General features: G+C 43.4%; 16 protein-coding genes. 7 read left to right on the forward strand and 9 right to left on the reverse strand.

Annotated features, from left to right (window positions below):
• Positions 1–313: 313 nt before the first annotated feature.
• The 4 genes from FFM75_RS07800 to FFM75_RS07815 form a co-directional block, all read right to left on the reverse strand.
• The gene (locus FFM75_RS07800; protein ID WP_137628614.1) at positions 314–970 is read right to left on the reverse strand and encodes a nitroreductase family protein; all 657 of its coding nucleotides are present in this window, start codon (positions 968–970) and stop codon (positions 314–316) included.
• An 88-nt stretch (positions 971–1,058) separates the two neighbouring features.
• Positions 1,059–1,415 (reverse strand): VOC family protein, encoded by a 357-nt coding sequence (locus FFM75_RS07805; RefSeq protein WP_137628615.1) that lies wholly within the window; start codon positions 1,413–1,415, stop codon positions 1,059–1,061.
• 128 nt (positions 1,416–1,543) lie between these two features.
• Entirely contained in the window at positions 1,544–1,870 is a 327-nt protein-coding gene (locus FFM75_RS07810) for a thioredoxin family protein (protein WP_137628616.1), read from the reverse strand.
• Positions 1,871–1,889: 19 nt separating this feature from the next.
• Complete coding sequence (locus tag FFM75_RS07815) at positions 1,890–3,515, reverse strand: peptide ABC transporter substrate-binding protein (RefSeq protein WP_137628617.1); 1,626 nt, start codon at positions 3,513–3,515, stop codon at positions 1,890–1,892.
• A gap of 778 nt (positions 3,516–4,293) precedes the next feature.
• Here FFM75_RS07815 and FFM75_RS07820 point away from each other — a divergent pair.
• The 7 genes from FFM75_RS07820 (at position 4,294) to FFM75_RS07850 (ending at position 9,877) form a co-directional block, all read left to right on the forward strand.
• Complete coding sequence (locus tag FFM75_RS07820; RefSeq protein WP_137628618.1) at positions 4,294–5,490, forward strand: ABC transporter substrate-binding protein; 1,197 nt, start codon at positions 4,294–4,296, stop codon at positions 5,488–5,490.
• A gap of 23 nt (positions 5,491–5,513) precedes the next feature.
• Positions 5,514–6,392 (forward strand): branched-chain amino acid ABC transporter permease, encoded by an 879-nt coding sequence (locus FFM75_RS07825; RefSeq protein WP_137628619.1) that lies wholly within the window; start codon positions 5,514–5,516, stop codon positions 6,390–6,392.
• A 9-nt stretch (positions 6,393–6,401) separates the two neighbouring features.
• Positions 6,402–7,361: a branched-chain amino acid ABC transporter permease gene (locus FFM75_RS07830; RefSeq protein WP_137628620.1), complete on the forward strand. Its 960-nt coding sequence runs from the start codon at positions 6,402–6,404 to the stop codon at positions 7,359–7,361.
• Complete coding sequence (locus FFM75_RS07835) at positions 7,354–8,136, forward strand: ABC transporter ATP-binding protein (RefSeq protein ID WP_137628621.1); 783 nt, start codon at positions 7,354–7,356, stop codon at positions 8,134–8,136. Before FFM75_RS07830 ends, FFM75_RS07835 begins: the two co-directional genes overlap by 8 nt.
• The gene (locus FFM75_RS07840) at positions 8,136–8,840 is read left to right on the forward strand and encodes an ABC transporter ATP-binding protein (protein ID WP_137628622.1); all 705 of its coding nucleotides are present in this window, start codon (positions 8,136–8,138) and stop codon (positions 8,838–8,840) included. Before FFM75_RS07835 ends, FFM75_RS07840 begins: the two co-directional genes overlap by 1 nt.
• A gap of 2 nt (positions 8,841–8,842) precedes the next feature.
• Complete coding sequence (locus FFM75_RS07845) at positions 8,843–9,466, forward strand: CBS domain-containing protein (RefSeq protein WP_137628623.1); 624 nt, start codon at positions 8,843–8,845, stop codon at positions 9,464–9,466.
• Between the two features lie 138 nt (positions 9,467–9,604).
• Entirely contained in the window at positions 9,605–9,877 is a 273-nt protein-coding gene (locus FFM75_RS07850) for a hypothetical protein (RefSeq protein WP_137628624.1), read from the forward strand.
• Positions 9,878–9,938: 61 nt separating this feature from the next.
• Here FFM75_RS07850 and FFM75_RS07855 read toward each other — a convergent pair whose 3' ends face one another.
• The 5 genes from FFM75_RS07855 to FFM75_RS07875 form a co-directional block, all read right to left on the reverse strand.
• A complete protein-coding gene (locus FFM75_RS07855; protein ID WP_137628625.1) occupies positions 9,939–11,432 on the reverse strand; it encodes a cell surface protein in 1,494 nt (497 codons plus the stop codon).
• Between the two features lie 4 nt (positions 11,433–11,436).
• Positions 11,437–11,775 carry an LPXTG cell wall anchor domain-containing protein gene (locus tag FFM75_RS07860; protein WP_137628626.1) on the reverse strand — a complete coding sequence of 113 codons (339 nt, stop codon included), beginning with the start codon at positions 11,773–11,775 and terminating at the stop codon, positions 11,437–11,439.
• Positions 11,776–11,788: 13 nt separating this feature from the next.
• A complete protein-coding gene (locus FFM75_RS07865; protein ID WP_223876633.1) occupies positions 11,789–12,781 on the reverse strand; it encodes a WxLIP family cell surface protein in 993 nt (330 codons plus the stop codon).
• Between the two features lie 123 nt (positions 12,782–12,904).
• Positions 12,905–13,684, reverse strand: coding sequence for a WxL domain-containing protein (locus FFM75_RS07870; protein ID WP_171001458.1), 780 nt, complete (start codon positions 13,682–13,684; stop codon positions 12,905–12,907).
• Positions 13,685–13,999: 315 nt separating this feature from the next.
• Positions 14,000–15,685 carry an ABC transporter permease gene (locus FFM75_RS07875; RefSeq protein WP_223876635.1) on the reverse strand — a complete coding sequence of 562 codons (1,686 nt, stop codon included), beginning with the start codon at positions 15,683–15,685 and terminating at the stop codon, positions 14,000–14,002.
• Between the last annotated feature and the right edge of the window lie 4 nt (positions 15,686–15,689).

Genomic DNA, 15,689 nt, shown 5'->3' on the forward strand with positions numbered 1-15,689 from the left:
GGTACCACCTTAATAGTGTCTCTTAGACACCCACTCATGCAGAACTAACTGCTGCGATAACGGGCATTCCCGCGAACGATTTACATTACTGCTCACCGATCGATTGTTTAAAAAAGACCATCTTCACGTCGCGCTCTGGATCATCTTTCAGCAATTGATGACTCTCTGTTACCAGTTAAACGCCGCTACTCATCTTTCATGATGGTTTCATTATGAGTTTTAGGTTAGAAAAAGTCAAGAAAAATTATAAAATAATTTCAAGCAACGTAAAAGCGCCATCCGGCTGAGCCAGATGACGCTTGGATTTAATCTCTTAAATAAAATCGGTTAAACTTTCAGCAGCATACCGATTAGACGCAATCGGTGTTTCGGCAGCTTTACCGATTGCGATTGCCACAACTGGCACAAAGCGGTCAGGATCCAAATCAAAGGTCGCGGCCACTTTATCGGCAGCATAACCCGCAATTGGATTGGCTTCATAACCATGCGCGCGTGCAATTAACAAGAGCTGCATCGCCGCCATGCTACTATCAATCGTCGCATCTTCAATCAAGAATTCTTTGCTCGCACTTTCATACATCGGCAAAAATGTCTTGAAAATTTCATCGCGTTTTTCAGGGGTGATTTTGCCTTCATCACAAGCTTTATTCCAAACATCACGATAAACTTCATGCGATTTCGTATCACCAAGGACAAAGATCATTGCCGAACAACTATCGATTTGCGGATAGTTGAATGGCATCAACACTGACTTCGCTTTGGCTTTGCCAGCTGCACTAGCGGCAACAACAAAGTGCCAAGATTGTAAGTTGCATGCTGACGGTGCACTAGTGGCTTCTTTGATCATGGCCTGTAACTCTGATGCTGGAATCGTCATAGTCGCATCGAAGCGCCGGACTGAACGCCGACCAAACATCACATCCTTAAAGTCATTATTAACTAACGCATTGTTTAAAACTGTTTCGACCATTACCATAACTTCCTTCCAATTATGTAATCGCTTACCACAATTTTAATTATACCCGATTTACTTAACGTTGTATCTAACCTAACTTGAATTAGTCGGCTTGGGCCACCACAAAGTAATTGCCTTCTGGATCAGCAAAGTTAAACGTTAACGTCCCATTGTTATCCACAATCTCACCAGCAGTTTTGAGTCGAGCATGCAGCCCTTTAAAATCGTCGCTAAAAAACATCAACGATGGCGTATTATTTAAGACTTCTGGTGAATACGTGGCAATAAAAGCGCGGGGGAAAAATGCCAATTCGACTTGACTTGATAGTGTCAAAACCAAGTTTTTAAAATCATCAGGTAGCTTATTGACCTCGGTCACCTTAGCGGCAAAGTTATCTTGCCAAAACTTAACCGACTGATCCACATCTTCCACATACAGCATGACACGCGTTTTTTGCATTTCCAGGCCTCCAGCTTATTTAGAATAAGCTCATCTTAGCACGCAATTATCAGCAACACAATTAAGCTAAACGACTCGATTAAAAAAGCCGCGTCAGGGCGGCCCGACACGGCTTGATCACACTTTGATTACTTAATAGACAAACTGCGAATCCAGTTTTCAATTTCTGGTTGGGTCTTCAAATCGCCATTGACAAAGCGCCCATTTTCCTGGCCATTGTGAAAGCCAACAAAACTTGGTAACCCTCGCACGTTTAAATCTAAGCATAATTGCGTATTTTCATCACGATCAACTTTCAAAAACTTATAAGCGGGAAAGTTATTTTCAATTGCCGGTAACTTTGGCCGAATGTATTGGCATTCGCGGCACCAATCTGCCCCGAAATACAAGATATAATTACCTTGCGCGATGCGATCCATTAAAGCTGCTTCTGTTATTTCTGGTAAACGTTCCATCAGTCAAAAATCCTCCTAATTAGTTAAAATAAGCCCGGGTGTAATCGGCTTGACCACCACTATGATAGTCAACTCCGGCCAGTTTTTGGTTCACTAAATGCGTTTCATTAACATAATACAACGGAATGATCCCTGCTTGGGATTGTAAGCGTCGTTCGGCCTGACGCAAATAACGCCAATACTGCTTAGTATTATTGGTCTTTTTGGCGGCATTAACGAGCTTATCATATTGGCGATCACTAAAGTGACCACTATTCATCGTATTGCCAGTTTGTAAGACGCCCAAGTAGTTAATTGGATCAGCAAAGTCTGCTAACCAATACCACTGACTCAACGAAAAACTGCCACTGCTCTTAAGGGTTTGTAGCCCTTTATCAGGCACATTTTTAATGGCAACGTTGACATGGGTAAGATGCTGTTCGATCTGTTTTTGGACAAATTGAGCCACATTCTTAGTCACATCTTGGTCATCACCAACAATTTTCAAGTTAACGGTCCCTTTAATTTTAGCTTCTTTTAAGCCCGCCGCCCACAACTTTTTCGCCTTGGCGATATTAACTTTGGTTGAATAACTGGTTTCCGTACTAAAATCTTTGCCCGTTGTCGGATCAGTCGCGGTGCCCGGACTAACAAAGCTTGAGGCCGGCTTAGAACCATCCGCTAAAATATTTTTCGTCAATTGTTGCCGATTAATAACCAATGACAATGCCTCGCGTAACTTCCGATTCTTCAATGGTTGGCCCGACCGTTGATTGACTTGTAAATAATAAGTCCACGCCTTGCTAACATGTTTGACACTTTTATCATTTTGCAGACTCTTGGCGGTAACCCCCGTAATCGTGGCATCATCTAGTTTGTTATCAGCAAATAAATTATGCGCGGTATTGGCATCTTTGACGGTCGTATACTTAATCTGATTTAATTTAATGGCTTTTTGATCATAATAATATTTATTGCGCTTCAACGTATACGTGTCATTGGTGCCAGTCCAGCCCGTGATTCTAAACGCCCCGTTAGATACCGTGTTCGCCGCCGTCGTCCCATAAGCTTTCGTCCCGACCTTTTGCACAAATTTTTGATCTTGTGGCATAAAGACTGGTACGGTGACCAATTTATTAAACGACTTCATTGGATGATCCAGCGTAATTTTTAAGGTCCGCTTTCCCGTCGCTTTAATACCTAAGGTTTTATAAGATAGCTTGCCGGCATTGATTTTGTCCGCGTTCTTAATGCCACTAAAGATATACGTATAGACTGGTTTATTCGCCGGATTCATCGCCCGCTTCCACGCGTACTCAAAATCACTGGCTAATACCGGGTCCCCATTGCTCCACTTGGCCTGTTTACGGATATGGAAGACATATTGCGTCCCATTTTTTGTCGGTTTGACAACTTTAGTCGCCATCGCTGCCACCGGTTGATCTTTATGATTCAGTCGATATAACCCTTCCGTCGTGTTCACTAAGGTCGAAAACTCCGGTAACGTGGCTTGATTGGTACTATCTAACGTCGTTAAATCTGACGTCTGCATTAAATTCAACGTCTTTTTCGTCGAACTAGACTTACTTTGAGACTGGGCCCCACAACTTGCTAGCAACGGTAGGGTTACCGCTAATACCAGACTTAACTGCCACCTTTTTTTCATCACCAATTCCTCCCAAAAACTAAAAAATCGCCCGTCCTAAAAAAAGGACGAGCGTCACCCGTGGTACCACCTTATTGGTTGCTATCATCATCTATTGCAACCACTTAGTAGCCAAATAACGCGGCCAACCGCACCCACAGCTTGCACCATGACTGACGCTCCGAGTTCATCTTCATCCGTCACATGCTGCCGTGCTTACACGATCCACGGTCGCTAGTCAGTCCATGACGCATTACTCTTCTCATCAAAGCTTAATGTTTATGATTCATATCATAAACGACCAATGGCAATCCTGCAAGTAATTTATTCGCATGCTTAATTTTAGTCGCTTCATCAAATTTATTTATTTTTTTATTGACCGTTATGTACTACTAAATGACCCACTTTGATGTTGCGCTAGCCCTATTTAAAATTAAAAATCAGCTTGACATCTAATTTAATTTTAATTATTCTAGAGCACATCAACTAAACCAAAACAATTTTGAAAGCGAGGGCGTTACCATGATGAAAATTTATTTGACTAACCATACTAACCTAGTAACGACCCTTGCCGTTCAAAACTTAGCCTTATTATTAACGCAGAAGGACCCGGTCACTTGACCATGAGCTAACCCCTCAAAATTCAAGTGCTGAGCCCTTCTTTCCCATTGTGGTAATGAGGCTTGGTACTAGCGATTTAGCCTCATTCACTACGGTGGATGAGGCTTTTTTGTTAGTTTCAAGGAGGATCGAAGTTCACAACCAGCAACAAACCTAAAAAAGAAAGTGGGATATACATATGCAAAAATGGGAAAAAGTAACGATGAAATTGACAGCACTCGCAACGATTGCGATGACACTTGCTGGCTGTAGTACCGCCAAGTCTAATGGTAGCAGCCAAGGAAACAATCCCGGCAAGACGATTAAGATTGGGGTCAACATGGAACTCTCTGGTTCGGCGGCCGGTTACGGGGAACAAGAAAAAGAAGGCATTCAACTAGCGGTCAATCAAATCAATCAAAACGGTGGGATCAAAGTCGGCAAGACTAAAAAGAAAATTCAACTCGTCATTCGTGATAACAAAACGTCTAACACCACGGCTGCTTCCGTTGCCGCGCAATTGGTGAACAACGATAAAGTCGTCGCAGTTGTTGGCCCAGCCGCAACTAATGCTGGGACGGCGTCAATTCCAAATATGACGAAAGCTAAGGTACCTTCAGTTAGTCCTTCCGCCACTGATCCTGACTATACCCTGCAAAAAAATGGCAGTGTTCAAAAATACATTTTCCGGGCTTGTTATCAAAACAACTTCCAAGGCTCATCAGCGGCCAAGTTTGTCACGAAAACGCTGAAAGCCAAACGTGTTGCCATCCTAACTGACAACTCCAGTGACTACGGTACCGGCTTGACCAAAGCGTTTAAAAAAACCTATACCGGCACAATTGCTAGCAGTCAAACCTTCCAAGAAGGCGACAAAGATTTCAATGCCATCTTGACTGCCTTGAAACATAAGCAGATCGATGCCATTTATGCGCCTGGTTATTACTCTGAATTGGGACTCATTATCAAACAAGCCCGCCAAGCTGGCATCAAAGTCCCAATCGTTGGTAGCGATGGGATGGCTGATGCCAAGTTGACCAAAATCGCTGGTAAAACGAATGCCAACAACATTTACTACACGACCCCATTTTCAACTAAATCCGGGACGACCAATACAACCGCCGCAAAATTCTTGCGTGCCTTTAAAGCCAAATACCACACAACGGCACCAACGTTCTCAGCCTTGGCATACGATTCAGTCTATATGATCAAAGCTGCCATTGAAAAAACGGGTTCCGCCAACTCGGTTAAGATCGCTAACGGCCTTGCTAGTTTGAAAAACTTTAAAGGGGTCACCGGTACAATTACGATGAACAAACAGCATAATCCTGAAAAATCCATCGTTGTTGAAAAGTTGACCAACGGTAGTGTTAAAAAGACTTACAACGTCAAATAAGACGCCACGTTAGGAGGAATCAGATGCAAACCATTGGACAACAATTCATTAACGGTCTTTCGCTCGGGAGTATTTACGCCCTATTGGCCCTGGGCTATACGATGGTCTATGGCATTATCAAACTAATAAATTTTGCCCACGGTGATATTTATATGTTAGGTGCCTTTTGGGGCTATTACGTCATTAATCAACTACATTTTAATTTTATCTTAGCAATGCTTTCAGCCATGTTATTTTGTGCATTGGTCGGCGTCGTGATTGAATATTTTGCCTATCGACCATTACGTCATTCCCCACGCATCACCGCATTGATTACAGCGATTGGGGTCTCATTCTTACTTGAAAACGGCATGTCCTATTTGTTTACGGCTAATACTCGCAGCTTCCCGCAAGTCATTAAAACCGTGACTTATCATGTCGCTGGCCTGCGAATTTCAAATATTCAATTACTGATCTTAGGATCAGCTTGTTTCCTGATGCTATTACTCGAACTGATTATCAAGCGGACCAAAATGGGGAAAGCCATGCGCGCAGTTGCCGTTGATCCAACGGCTGCCCAACTCGTCGGCATCAACTTGAACCACACGATTTCATTTACTTTTGCGTTGGGGTCAGCCATGGCGGGTGCCGCTGGCGTGCTCATCGGCTTGTACTACAACTCGATTGATCCCCTAATGGGCATGACACCTGGCATCAAAGCCTTTGTCGCTGCTGTAATTGGCGGGATTGGCTCAATTCCCGGGGCTTCATTAGGCGGCTTTATTATCGGTATTTTGGAAACTGGTGTCCAAGCAATTGGGTTATCCGCCTATAAAGATGCCGTGGTTTACTTCGTTTTAATTGTCATCTTACTCGTTATGCCAGCAGGGATTTTTGGCAAACATACTAAAGAGAAAGTGTAGGTGATTGTCATGAAAGCACGCTTGCGCGCTAATCTCACTTGGTTAGCATTGATGGTTTTAGGCTTTGTCGTGATCGATAGTTGCGAATTTACGGGTCTAATTAATACCTTTATTGAAAATATGTTGGTCACGATCGGCATTAACGTGATTCTAGCAACTGGTTTAAATCTGATTATTGGCTTTTCTGGTCAATTTTCACTCGGTCATGCCGGCTTCATGGCCATTGGGGCTTATGCCACTGGCATCATCACCCAAACTATGGCGACCCCAGCTGGCTTTTTTATCTCGATGGTCGTCGGGATGCTCATTGCCATCGTTGCGGCGTTAATCGTTGGCATTCCAACCTTGCGGCTACGTGGCGATTACCTGGCCATTGCCACGATGGGTGCCGCCGAAATCATTCGGTTGCTCATTAATAACTTAAAAATCACAAATGGCGCCGCGGGACTATTCAATATTCCCGCATTAGCCTCATGGGCAACCGTTTATGTCTTGATGTGTTTGACCACGATTGTGACCGTCAACTTCATTCATAGTCGCAGTGGGCGGGCAATTATGGCGGTCCGCGAAGATGAGATCGCTGCTGAAGCAATGGGGATTAATACCACGCGCTGGAAACTGGCAGCCTTTGTTTTCGGCGCCGCTACAGCAGCTATCGGTGGTTCTTTGCATGCCGCCTATATTCAAACAATTGCGCCAAGTGACTTCAACATTATGGCTTCGATCGCAATCTTGATTGTCGTTGTCCTTGGTGGTGTCGGTAGTATGACCGGTACCTTTGTTGCTGCCGTTGGCCTAGGTGCGCTAGATACCATCTTGCAAAACTTTGGGACCTTACGCATGATCATTTATTCCCTCGCCTTGATTTTAATTATGATCTTCAAACCATCTGGTCTCTTGGGTACTTGGGAATTATCGTTTCGTCGCCTCAATCGTCATCATCTAAAGGAGGTCACCAATCATGAGTAGTCCATTATTAACTGCCACCCAATTAGTCAAAAACTTTGGTGGCCTAACTGCCGTTGCGAATGTCTCCGTACATTTTGATCAAAACGAATTGATCGGCTTAATTGGGCCAAATGGGGCAGGTAAAACCACGTTATTTAATTTGCTCACTGGTGTGACGCCAGTTAGTTCTGGTACCATCAGTCTTTATACTGACCATGGTGTCCAAACTTTAAATGGCAAGAAGCCGGCCCAAATTGCCCAAGCTGGTTTATCACGAACTTTTCAAAATATCCGGCTATTCAAGGCACTTAGTGTCCGTGACAACGTCCGGATTGCGATGACAAACCATTATCATGAAAGTTTTTATAGCTGTTTATTACGCACACCCCATTTTTATCGAACAGAGGCCGCAATGACAGCTGCTACACAAAAATTATTAGCCTTGTTTGACCTAACTGCGGTCGCTGATCAACCCGCTAAGAACTTGCCTTATGGGGTGCAACGACGCCTAGAAATTGTGCGGGCACTAGCAACCAAACCTAAATTACTCTTCTTAGATGAACCAGCAGCTGGCATGAATCCTGAAGAAACTGCAGATTTAACCCGCTTGATTCGACAAATTCAACAAGACTTTCATATTACCGTGGTCTTGATCGAACACGATATGTCACTAGTGATGAATGTTGTCGAACGACTATACGTCTTGGAACACGGCGCTTTATTGGCAGAAGGCACGCCCAGTGAGATTCAAAAAAATCCGGCCGTAATCAAGGCCTACTTAGGGGATGACGCATAATGCTAACTGTTAAAGATCTAGTGGTAAACTATGGTGCCATTCAAGCCGTTAAAAAAGTCAGTTTTGAGATTCACACTGGTGAAATCGTGACCTTGATTGGTGCCAACGGTGCGGGTAAATCAACAATTTTAAAAACGATCTCTGGCATCTTGCATCCCGTCAGTGGTGAAATCATTTACCAAGATCGACCACTAAAGAAAGTCACTGCACCTAAAATCGTTCGTGCTGGAATTTCCCAAGTCCCCGAAGGACGGCATATTTTTCCCGGCCTATCCGTACAAGAAAATTTACAAATGGGCGCCTTTTTACGTACAGATCGCACCGCTATCAGTAAAACCTACGATGACGTGTATCATTACTTTCCAGTCTTAAAGCAACGGCGTCATCAAGATGCGGCCACCTTGTCTGGTGGCGAGCAACAAATGCTGGCCATGGGTCGAGCGCTAATGGCAAAGCCACAATTAATGTTGCTAGATGAGCCTTCGATGGGGTTGGCACCAATCTTTATTAATGAAATTTTCGACATCATTAAAGCCATCAACGCCGCTGGTACCACCGTTTTATTGATTGAACAAAATGCGAACAAAGCACTAGCAATTGCTGATCGCGGTTATGTCCTAGCAAGCGGTCAAATTAAATTAAGTGGGACTGGTACCGAATTATTAGCCAATACGGCCGTCCAAAAAGCTTATTTAGGGGGTTAAACATGAGTGTTGCAGATTATATGACAAAAAAATTAGTCGTCGTTCATCCCGAAACTACCGTCAGTGTGGCCGTCGACTTAATGCGCACCAACGATATTCATCGCTTACCGGTAATGGATGGCAATCAATTAGTCGGTCTAGTGACTCAGGGAATTATTTCGCGAGCACTACCGTCCACCGCCACCAGTTTATCCGTTTACGAAACCAATTATTTATTGACTAAAGCAACCGTCGCCAATATTATGACGACCAACGTTCAAACGATTAATGCAACCGACCAACTCGAAGACGCCATCTATCAAATGCGCCAACATAAAATTGGTGTTCTACCGGTCATGCATGCGCATCAAATCGTTGGTATCATTACAAATAATGATATTTTAGCGGCCTTTTTAAATATCACTGGCTATGGTGAAGCCACGGTCATTAGTCGTGTCGTCATTCAACATGATCACCCTGGCGTGATTTTTAAAATCGGTCAAGTGTTAGCCGAACACGATTTAAGCATCGAAACCTTGATGGTCGTTCGTCGTCAAAACCAACGGATTATCGAACTACACATCACTGGTGACCAAGTCGAAAAAGTCCAGTCAGTCTTAACAACCGCTGGCTTTGAATTAGAATAGATAACTGCGTCACTTTAACGATTTTGTTAAAATGACGCAGTTTTTGATTATTTTAAATTAGGTAAGCCAAAATAATTTAAATTTAAGTCCTAAAGTTTTATAATACAGTTGGTTCAAAAAGTGAAGGGAGTCATCTTAATGAGCCCAAATGATTTAGTACTTTACCTCAAGCAAATCAACGTTTTACCGACAAAGCCGTTTTGGTGGCAGCCATTCGGTCGTACCGCGGTTTGCGTTGATGTCGACGGTCAACGGTCAGTCTATCAATTAAATATCGCCGATCACGTCGTTAAAGTGTACCAAGCCTCCTCCCAGAATGAAAATTCCGGCGACTTTCACTTTAAGGACAGCATTCAATTAACCGATCAACAGCTAGTAGCGTTGCCAAAACAGCCCACTAGTATCGGTTAACTTCACAAAAACGAGCCTGGACTTACCAGACTCGTTTTTTTGTGCTATGCAAGGCTTTCCCTTAACTTGCTGGGATATCTTGTAAACTCCAATTAATCTGACCAGCGTATTGACCGGCATAAACACCAGGCTTAACCCGCAAGAAAATACCTTTATTGGTAGACCAATCTTTAGTAATTGAGGTAGTTGCGGTATCACCACGCGTGCCACTAGCAATTAAGGTCGACTGGTTCGTCATCACCATTGTTTGTTGCCCATTTTGATAAATCAAATCTCCCGTCAATTGATGTGTCACCGAAGTTAAGGTTGTCGCATTAGCATATAAATACCAAGTTGACTTTGGTGCACGCGTATCACTAAGTTGAACGTCACAAGGTCCATTTGGCGCATAGGTGGTTGTTTTTACCGGCACCATCAAGTGCTCAAAGTTAAGCGTCCCGCTGAGGCTTCCAAATGATAGTGTCCCTTGCAACCGACGAATCGTTACTATTTGTGAAGCCGATCGATTAGCGCCGTCTTGGGCGTAAATCGACACCGTCGTACTCATGCCATCGGTTAGTGCCAATAACTGCCGTGCTAAATTTGAAGCTTCACTTTTAAACTCAACTTGTGTCGTGGGTGTTCCATCCGTGTAATTCACCGTAAAGTTGGCCTGCTTAACCAGCCAAGCGATTACTGCTTGATCACTCATCTCAGTGGTAATATCACTTGGCCCCAACATTAAGACTGGTTGATTAGGTGTTAACGCCAAGGTCTTGTGCATCACAGTGGCTGTCACATGACCACTATCGCCGTTACTATTACTCTCCGTGATTGTTACCGCATTCTGTGACGCTAGATTCGTGCCTAAGTCAAGGGTATAAGTCTTATCACTACCAACCGTGGTCGTTACTCCATTCACATTACTGGAAATTGTATCACCGGGATGACTCCCAGTTCCTTTGATAACCGTATCAGTTGCATTAAGCTTGCCATCAATTGTTGGCTTTAATTGCGCCGCCACCGTCACATCCGCTGGAAAAGCGCCGAATTGATAACCGATATTCAAGCCGGGATTACTTGATGGGGTATACCGAAAGCCAACATAGACGGGGAGTTTATCTTTCAAATCAGTTAAATCTACACTAATCGTCTGGGTATAGCCGCTAGAAAAGAAACTATCAAATGAATGACTTGTAAACCCACTCGCTATAATGGCCGGTTTGTCTGTACGTAGCGAAACACCATTCGCAGTCATGACATCAAAATACAAATTATTCATTTTAGTATTGTTCCCACTAATACTGACACTGCCGCTAAACGTGATCGCGATTTTAGTCGTTTTCGTTGTCAACCGCCCATTTTCAATATTATTAGCCGTTACTCCCGTTAAATCTGGGTAAGACAGTGAGCCACCAGTCGCTGTTAATGCCCCAGGTGTTCGCGAAGGTTGAAACGAAGTCCCACTCATCACATCCATCATTTTATCGGCACGGACCGCCAACAACATGTTGTGACTTAATAGCACTAGACCAACAACCACTAGTCCTATCCACCATTGTCTCTGTACGCGCATCGCTTTACCCCCTTCGCCATTGATGGATCAGCAACCAACCGATACCACCAAGAAAACTTAATAAGATCCCCCAAACCCTTAGTATCCACTCGCCGTGATTTCCCGTTTGTGGTAAGCCTTGGGGCGCGCGCCGGTTAATTTGACGTGCTGGTTTAGTCACTGTCCGATACGGCGTTCGCCCATCTGGGATGGCCACCGTGGTCGCGCTAGCCAGCGGCACCGGTTGTTTTGTGCGATAGAACTCGACTGTGACCCGCGTTGCCGGTGTCGAACCGGCCAGCACGGTGATCGGTATCCAAGTCGCCAGAACTAGTATACTGATTAACAAACCAACCACCCGCATCTACTCATCTCCCTTAAATCGTACGTCGCCGATGCCAATTGCGTATTAACCAAGCACTACCAACAACCACTAAGGTTCCTAACGCTCCAGCACCGACAAACCACCAAATACTCAAACCGGCATTATCCACCGACTGCTGATTATATCGTTTGGCCGCTGCCGGACTAATCGTAAAATCTCGATCAAATATCCAATGATGCGCGGCATTGGTTGCCACCAGATGTAAATGATAATCGCCGGCCTGCAATGGCTTTGTTCCAGTTAATAAGGGGTAACGAAACCGTGAATTGGGTGCTAATTGCACATTCTTTTTACGGGCCTGATGTACAACCCGACCGGCCTGTTTACTCGTGACTGTACTTTTCACTGTCAAATTAGGCACAATCACAGCCGCAATATTTCGCAATTCAGGGAAAACACCTCGATGATAGTTCTCCATTCCAGCAGTAACTTTCCCAAGCTTTAAGTTTGGGGCAGGTGGCTTATCTTCGGTGTACTTTAAGCCAATCACATAGGAATATTGATTCCGAATATTCATGGAATTTTTGACCGTACTGGTGGCTTTTTGATTCACCCGTTTAAAAAACCAGCCCCCTAAAATCACGCCACTAAACTGAGACTGCGGCATTTTAACTTTAGCTGTCACGGTTTTATTGCCATTGGCTGGTACCGTGACCACCTTTGCAGATTGCAATTTGGTCACTTGATGCATCGGATACCGTAGCGATGCATCAAGCGTTTTGGTCGGCACGACATATTCAATGACCCCGTTGCTATTCGTATAAGCTGTATGGATGGCCGTTTGAACTTGAATATCGCGATTGGTAACATTATAAATAACGGTCTTTAGGACTTGTTGCTTCCCCGGCTTCATGGCCAAATCAAAGAACGATTCTCGCTTATTTTGTTGATTAGTTGGTAATTTAGCCCCGACACTAAACCCAATATTATTGACCGGTTTGGTAACTGCAGCTTGACCGACTAAGCCCCCCAATATTCCAACCATCACAGGCCCTACCAATAGTAATTTCAGCCGCTGACTCATTTTCACGGTCATTCCCCCTTTTTTTCAGGCTATTTATGTATCCAGGTATCTTATAACATCACTAATACCCGGATTGTACTTAAGCTAATTTTTTGGTAAATCACCTAAATTCCACGTCACTGTCGTATCATAACCTTGTGACTTAGCCTGATTAGCTGGGATATTCAACTTAATATCACTTGGATCAACTTGTGCGATCGTCAAACCAGCACCTTTATTCATTGGGGCAGTTAATAGCGGCGTACTACTGGCTGCTAAAGCATTGGTTACTTTTGATAAATTGACACCATTGGTCTCACTAGTTTTGAGCGGTGTACTAACTGAGCCATTATTAACCGATAAGGTCGCACCATCGATCGTCGTGCCATCAGTACCTTTTAACGGTTCACCATTAACTGATAGTTGCCAGCCAGCATTGGTCCCACGAACATCCGAAACTTCAACCACGGCTTTTCCATTCAAAAGTGCATCGGTATTGGCATTATTATCACGCTTATTAGGATCTTGATAATTAGCTGGATAGCTTTGATCATGCAAGATATCCAGTGGATGACTCCCAAAATCCAACACATTCGTAATATAAACTAACGAAAGACCGCCACCGGCTTGCGCCCCATTATTAGCAATCGTTGTCGTATCATTATCTGGATGTGCAGGGTCAATTGGATTAATGTTTTTATCGCCTTGTGTAAAACTCGCATGTACCGTTGTTTTACCACTACGGTTTTCACTAGCCGGTGCCGAACCACTATCCGAAGACGCATCTGGACTAGGCGTCGTATCCGCCGCATGACTCTTAACTGGCGCACTCAAACTCAACAACAAGGCACTGCTCAATAATACGGCTTTCAATAACTTTGACATTTTTAAACATCCTCCTTTTGATATGCCGTAAATATAGTTTATCGCGTTACTGTTTAATCGTAAAACATTTACCAGACGACACTTATCGTTACATAACATAATGTTTTATATCCGTTGATTTATATTTTTATACCCTTGTAACAACAAGGTTCACGTCAGCTTATTTAACTTTATTTTGACTTATTTTTATTTATAAAAGTTTGATAAAATTTATCTTTGTATAACCTAATCATATCAGTTACTAGTGGCCGCTAGTCATTATATCTAGCAAAAAGCCGCATCACCCGAAGGTCATGCGGCACATTGTCGCTAACACTATTCAGAACGTAACGCAGTTGCTGCATCTTTTTTCGCAGCCATCCGTGCTGGAATATGGCCACCCAGAACGGTCAAAACAGTACTAATAATAATTAAAATCAGCCCATGCATTGGATTGAGCTGGGCCACATTTTTCAACCCGGTAATATTACTGAGCACTGCATTGGTTGGGAAAGTCAACGCCCAAGCAATCAAGACCCCTAAGCAACCTGATGCGACCCCAAGAATGGTTGTTTCAGCATCAAATACGCGGGTAATATCTTTCTTCCGCGCCCCTAAAGCTTTCAAAATTCCAATTTCTTTAGTCCGTTCCAGAACCGAGGTGTAGGTGATGATTGCAATCATAATCATACTTGTCACCAATGAGATGCCCGCAAATGCAATCAAGACATACGTGATTGCGTCCATCAAACTCCCAGTTAACGTGGACACTGTCCCGGCCAAGTCCGTGTAAATCACCTTGTTAGCTTTGGACTTACCCTTGTTATATTTATCCAAATATTTCAATACTTTATCTTTGTTCTTAAAACTATTCGGATAAATCAAAATACTAGCTGGTGTTGTTGAACCACCTAAATAACTAATCAGGCTGGTCTTTGTATCACTATCCACCTTAGCCCCAGTCATGACATTGCTGTCACTCTTTTTCTGAGCTTTGACAATCTTGGACGCTTTATTAGCTTGAATGACATTCTTCGACAGTTGATCACTATAAGCAATCCCAGTCGCCAAGACATTTTCAGAATCCTTATTCTTGGCTTTTAAAATCCCCACAATTTTAATGGTTTGATTGTCAGCCTTTTGATACAAACTAGTCGTCAACTTATTTGGCAAGTAATTCCCAGTTGGCAGGCTTTGGTAATAGTCATTATTCGTGACCAACTTAACGGTCGTGCCAACTACTTTGGCGTAGGTCAGATTTTGATTACTTTTAACATCAAACCCTAAATTTTTCAAAGCATTGATGTTCGTATTACGCTTACGATCCGTAATTAAAACAACTTCATTAGCCTTCGTTGGCAACTTCCCATTTAAAACCGTATAGTGCTTCTTCAAGAAACTATTTTTACTCGTTTCAGCACTGGGATAAACGGAAGTCCCGACACCGGTCATACTAGCCATTGCGGCTGAAGCACTGTTACTGTTCTTACTATTTTGATTTGAAAATGACACCGTTTTGACTTTGCCATCGACTTTGCGAATCAAATTCATCCCGGTTGAATACGTATAGGTCACGTTTTTGCTCAACTTAGGATCCAAATTTTTGATATAAGTCAAATACGATGTCGTGAGTTTATTCGTATGGGTGGCTTGGTCAGCCTGGCTGGTCTTCGCTTTAATTTGACCAGTCTTAGCCACCGTAGTGGTATCTTTAGTGCCGGTTGAACTCGAAACGGTCTGCGAAATCGTAATCGGCATTTGCGCTAATGTGTTACTTTGCGTCTTATCAATTTGCTTTTGGAAGCCATTCGACAGAGCCAACACAATCGCAATCCCAATAATCCCAATACTAGAGGCAAACGCGGTCAACGCGGTCCGGCCCTTTTTAGTCTTGATATTCGTAAATGACAACTTCAGCGCGGTCCAAAAAGTCATTTTAGTTTTCTTTAGGTAGATTGTAAAATTAATCCGAACGCTGTTCGGACAAAAAAGATCAGCTTCCTTTAAAATGGTGTTTACCACAAAC

The organism is Lactiplantibacillus daowaiensis, assembly GCF_005405085.1.
GTDB classification, from domain to species: domain Bacteria; phylum Bacillota; class Bacilli; order Lactobacillales; family Lactobacillaceae; genus Lactiplantibacillus; species Lactiplantibacillus daowaiensis.

Excerpts from the sequence above, each read along its gene's own strand:
- FFM75_RS07800 (WP_137628614.1), bottom strand. The coding sequence starts at position 970 with ATGGTCGAAACAGTTTTAAACAATGCGTTAGTTAATAATGACTTTAAG.
- FFM75_RS07805 (WP_137628615.1), bottom strand. The coding sequence starts at position 1,415 with ATGCAAAAAACGCGTGTCATGCTGTATGTGGAAGATGTGGATCAGTCG.
- FFM75_RS07810 (WP_137628616.1), bottom strand. The coding sequence starts at position 1,870 with ATGGAACGTTTACCAGAAATAACAGAAGCAGCTTTAATGGATCGCATC.
- FFM75_RS07815 (WP_137628617.1), bottom strand. The coding sequence starts at position 3,515 with ATGAAAAAAAGGTGGCAGTTAAGTCTGGTATTAGCGGTAACCCTACCG.
- FFM75_RS07820 (WP_137628618.1), top strand. The coding sequence starts at position 4,294 with ATGCAAAAATGGGAAAAAGTAACGATGAAATTGACAGCACTCGCAACG.
- FFM75_RS07825 (WP_137628619.1), top strand. The coding sequence starts at position 5,514 with ATGCAAACCATTGGACAACAATTCATTAACGGTCTTTCGCTCGGGAGT.
- FFM75_RS07830 (WP_137628620.1), top strand. The coding sequence starts at position 6,402 with ATGAAAGCACGCTTGCGCGCTAATCTCACTTGGTTAGCATTGATGGTT.
- FFM75_RS07835 (WP_137628621.1), top strand. The coding sequence starts at position 7,354 with ATGAGTAGTCCATTATTAACTGCCACCCAATTAGTCAAAAACTTTGGT.
- FFM75_RS07840 (WP_137628622.1), top strand. The coding sequence starts at position 8,136 with ATGCTAACTGTTAAAGATCTAGTGGTAAACTATGGTGCCATTCAAGCC.
- FFM75_RS07845 (WP_137628623.1), top strand. The coding sequence starts at position 8,843 with ATGAGTGTTGCAGATTATATGACAAAAAAATTAGTCGTCGTTCATCCC.
- FFM75_RS07850 (WP_137628624.1), top strand. The coding sequence starts at position 9,605 with ATGAGCCCAAATGATTTAGTACTTTACCTCAAGCAAATCAACGTTTTA.
- FFM75_RS07855 (WP_137628625.1), bottom strand. The coding sequence starts at position 11,432 with ATGCGCGTACAGAGACAATGGTGGATAGGACTAGTGGTTGTTGGTCTA.
- FFM75_RS07860 (WP_137628626.1), bottom strand. The coding sequence starts at position 11,775 with ATGCGGGTGGTTGGTTTGTTAATCAGTATACTAGTTCTGGCGACTTGG.
- FFM75_RS07865 (WP_223876633.1), bottom strand. The coding sequence starts at position 12,781 with ATGGTTGGAATATTGGGGGGCTTAGTCGGTCAAGCTGCAGTTACCAAA.
- FFM75_RS07870 (WP_171001458.1), bottom strand. The coding sequence starts at position 13,684 with ATGTCAAAGTTATTGAAAGCCGTATTATTGAGCAGTGCCTTGTTGTTG.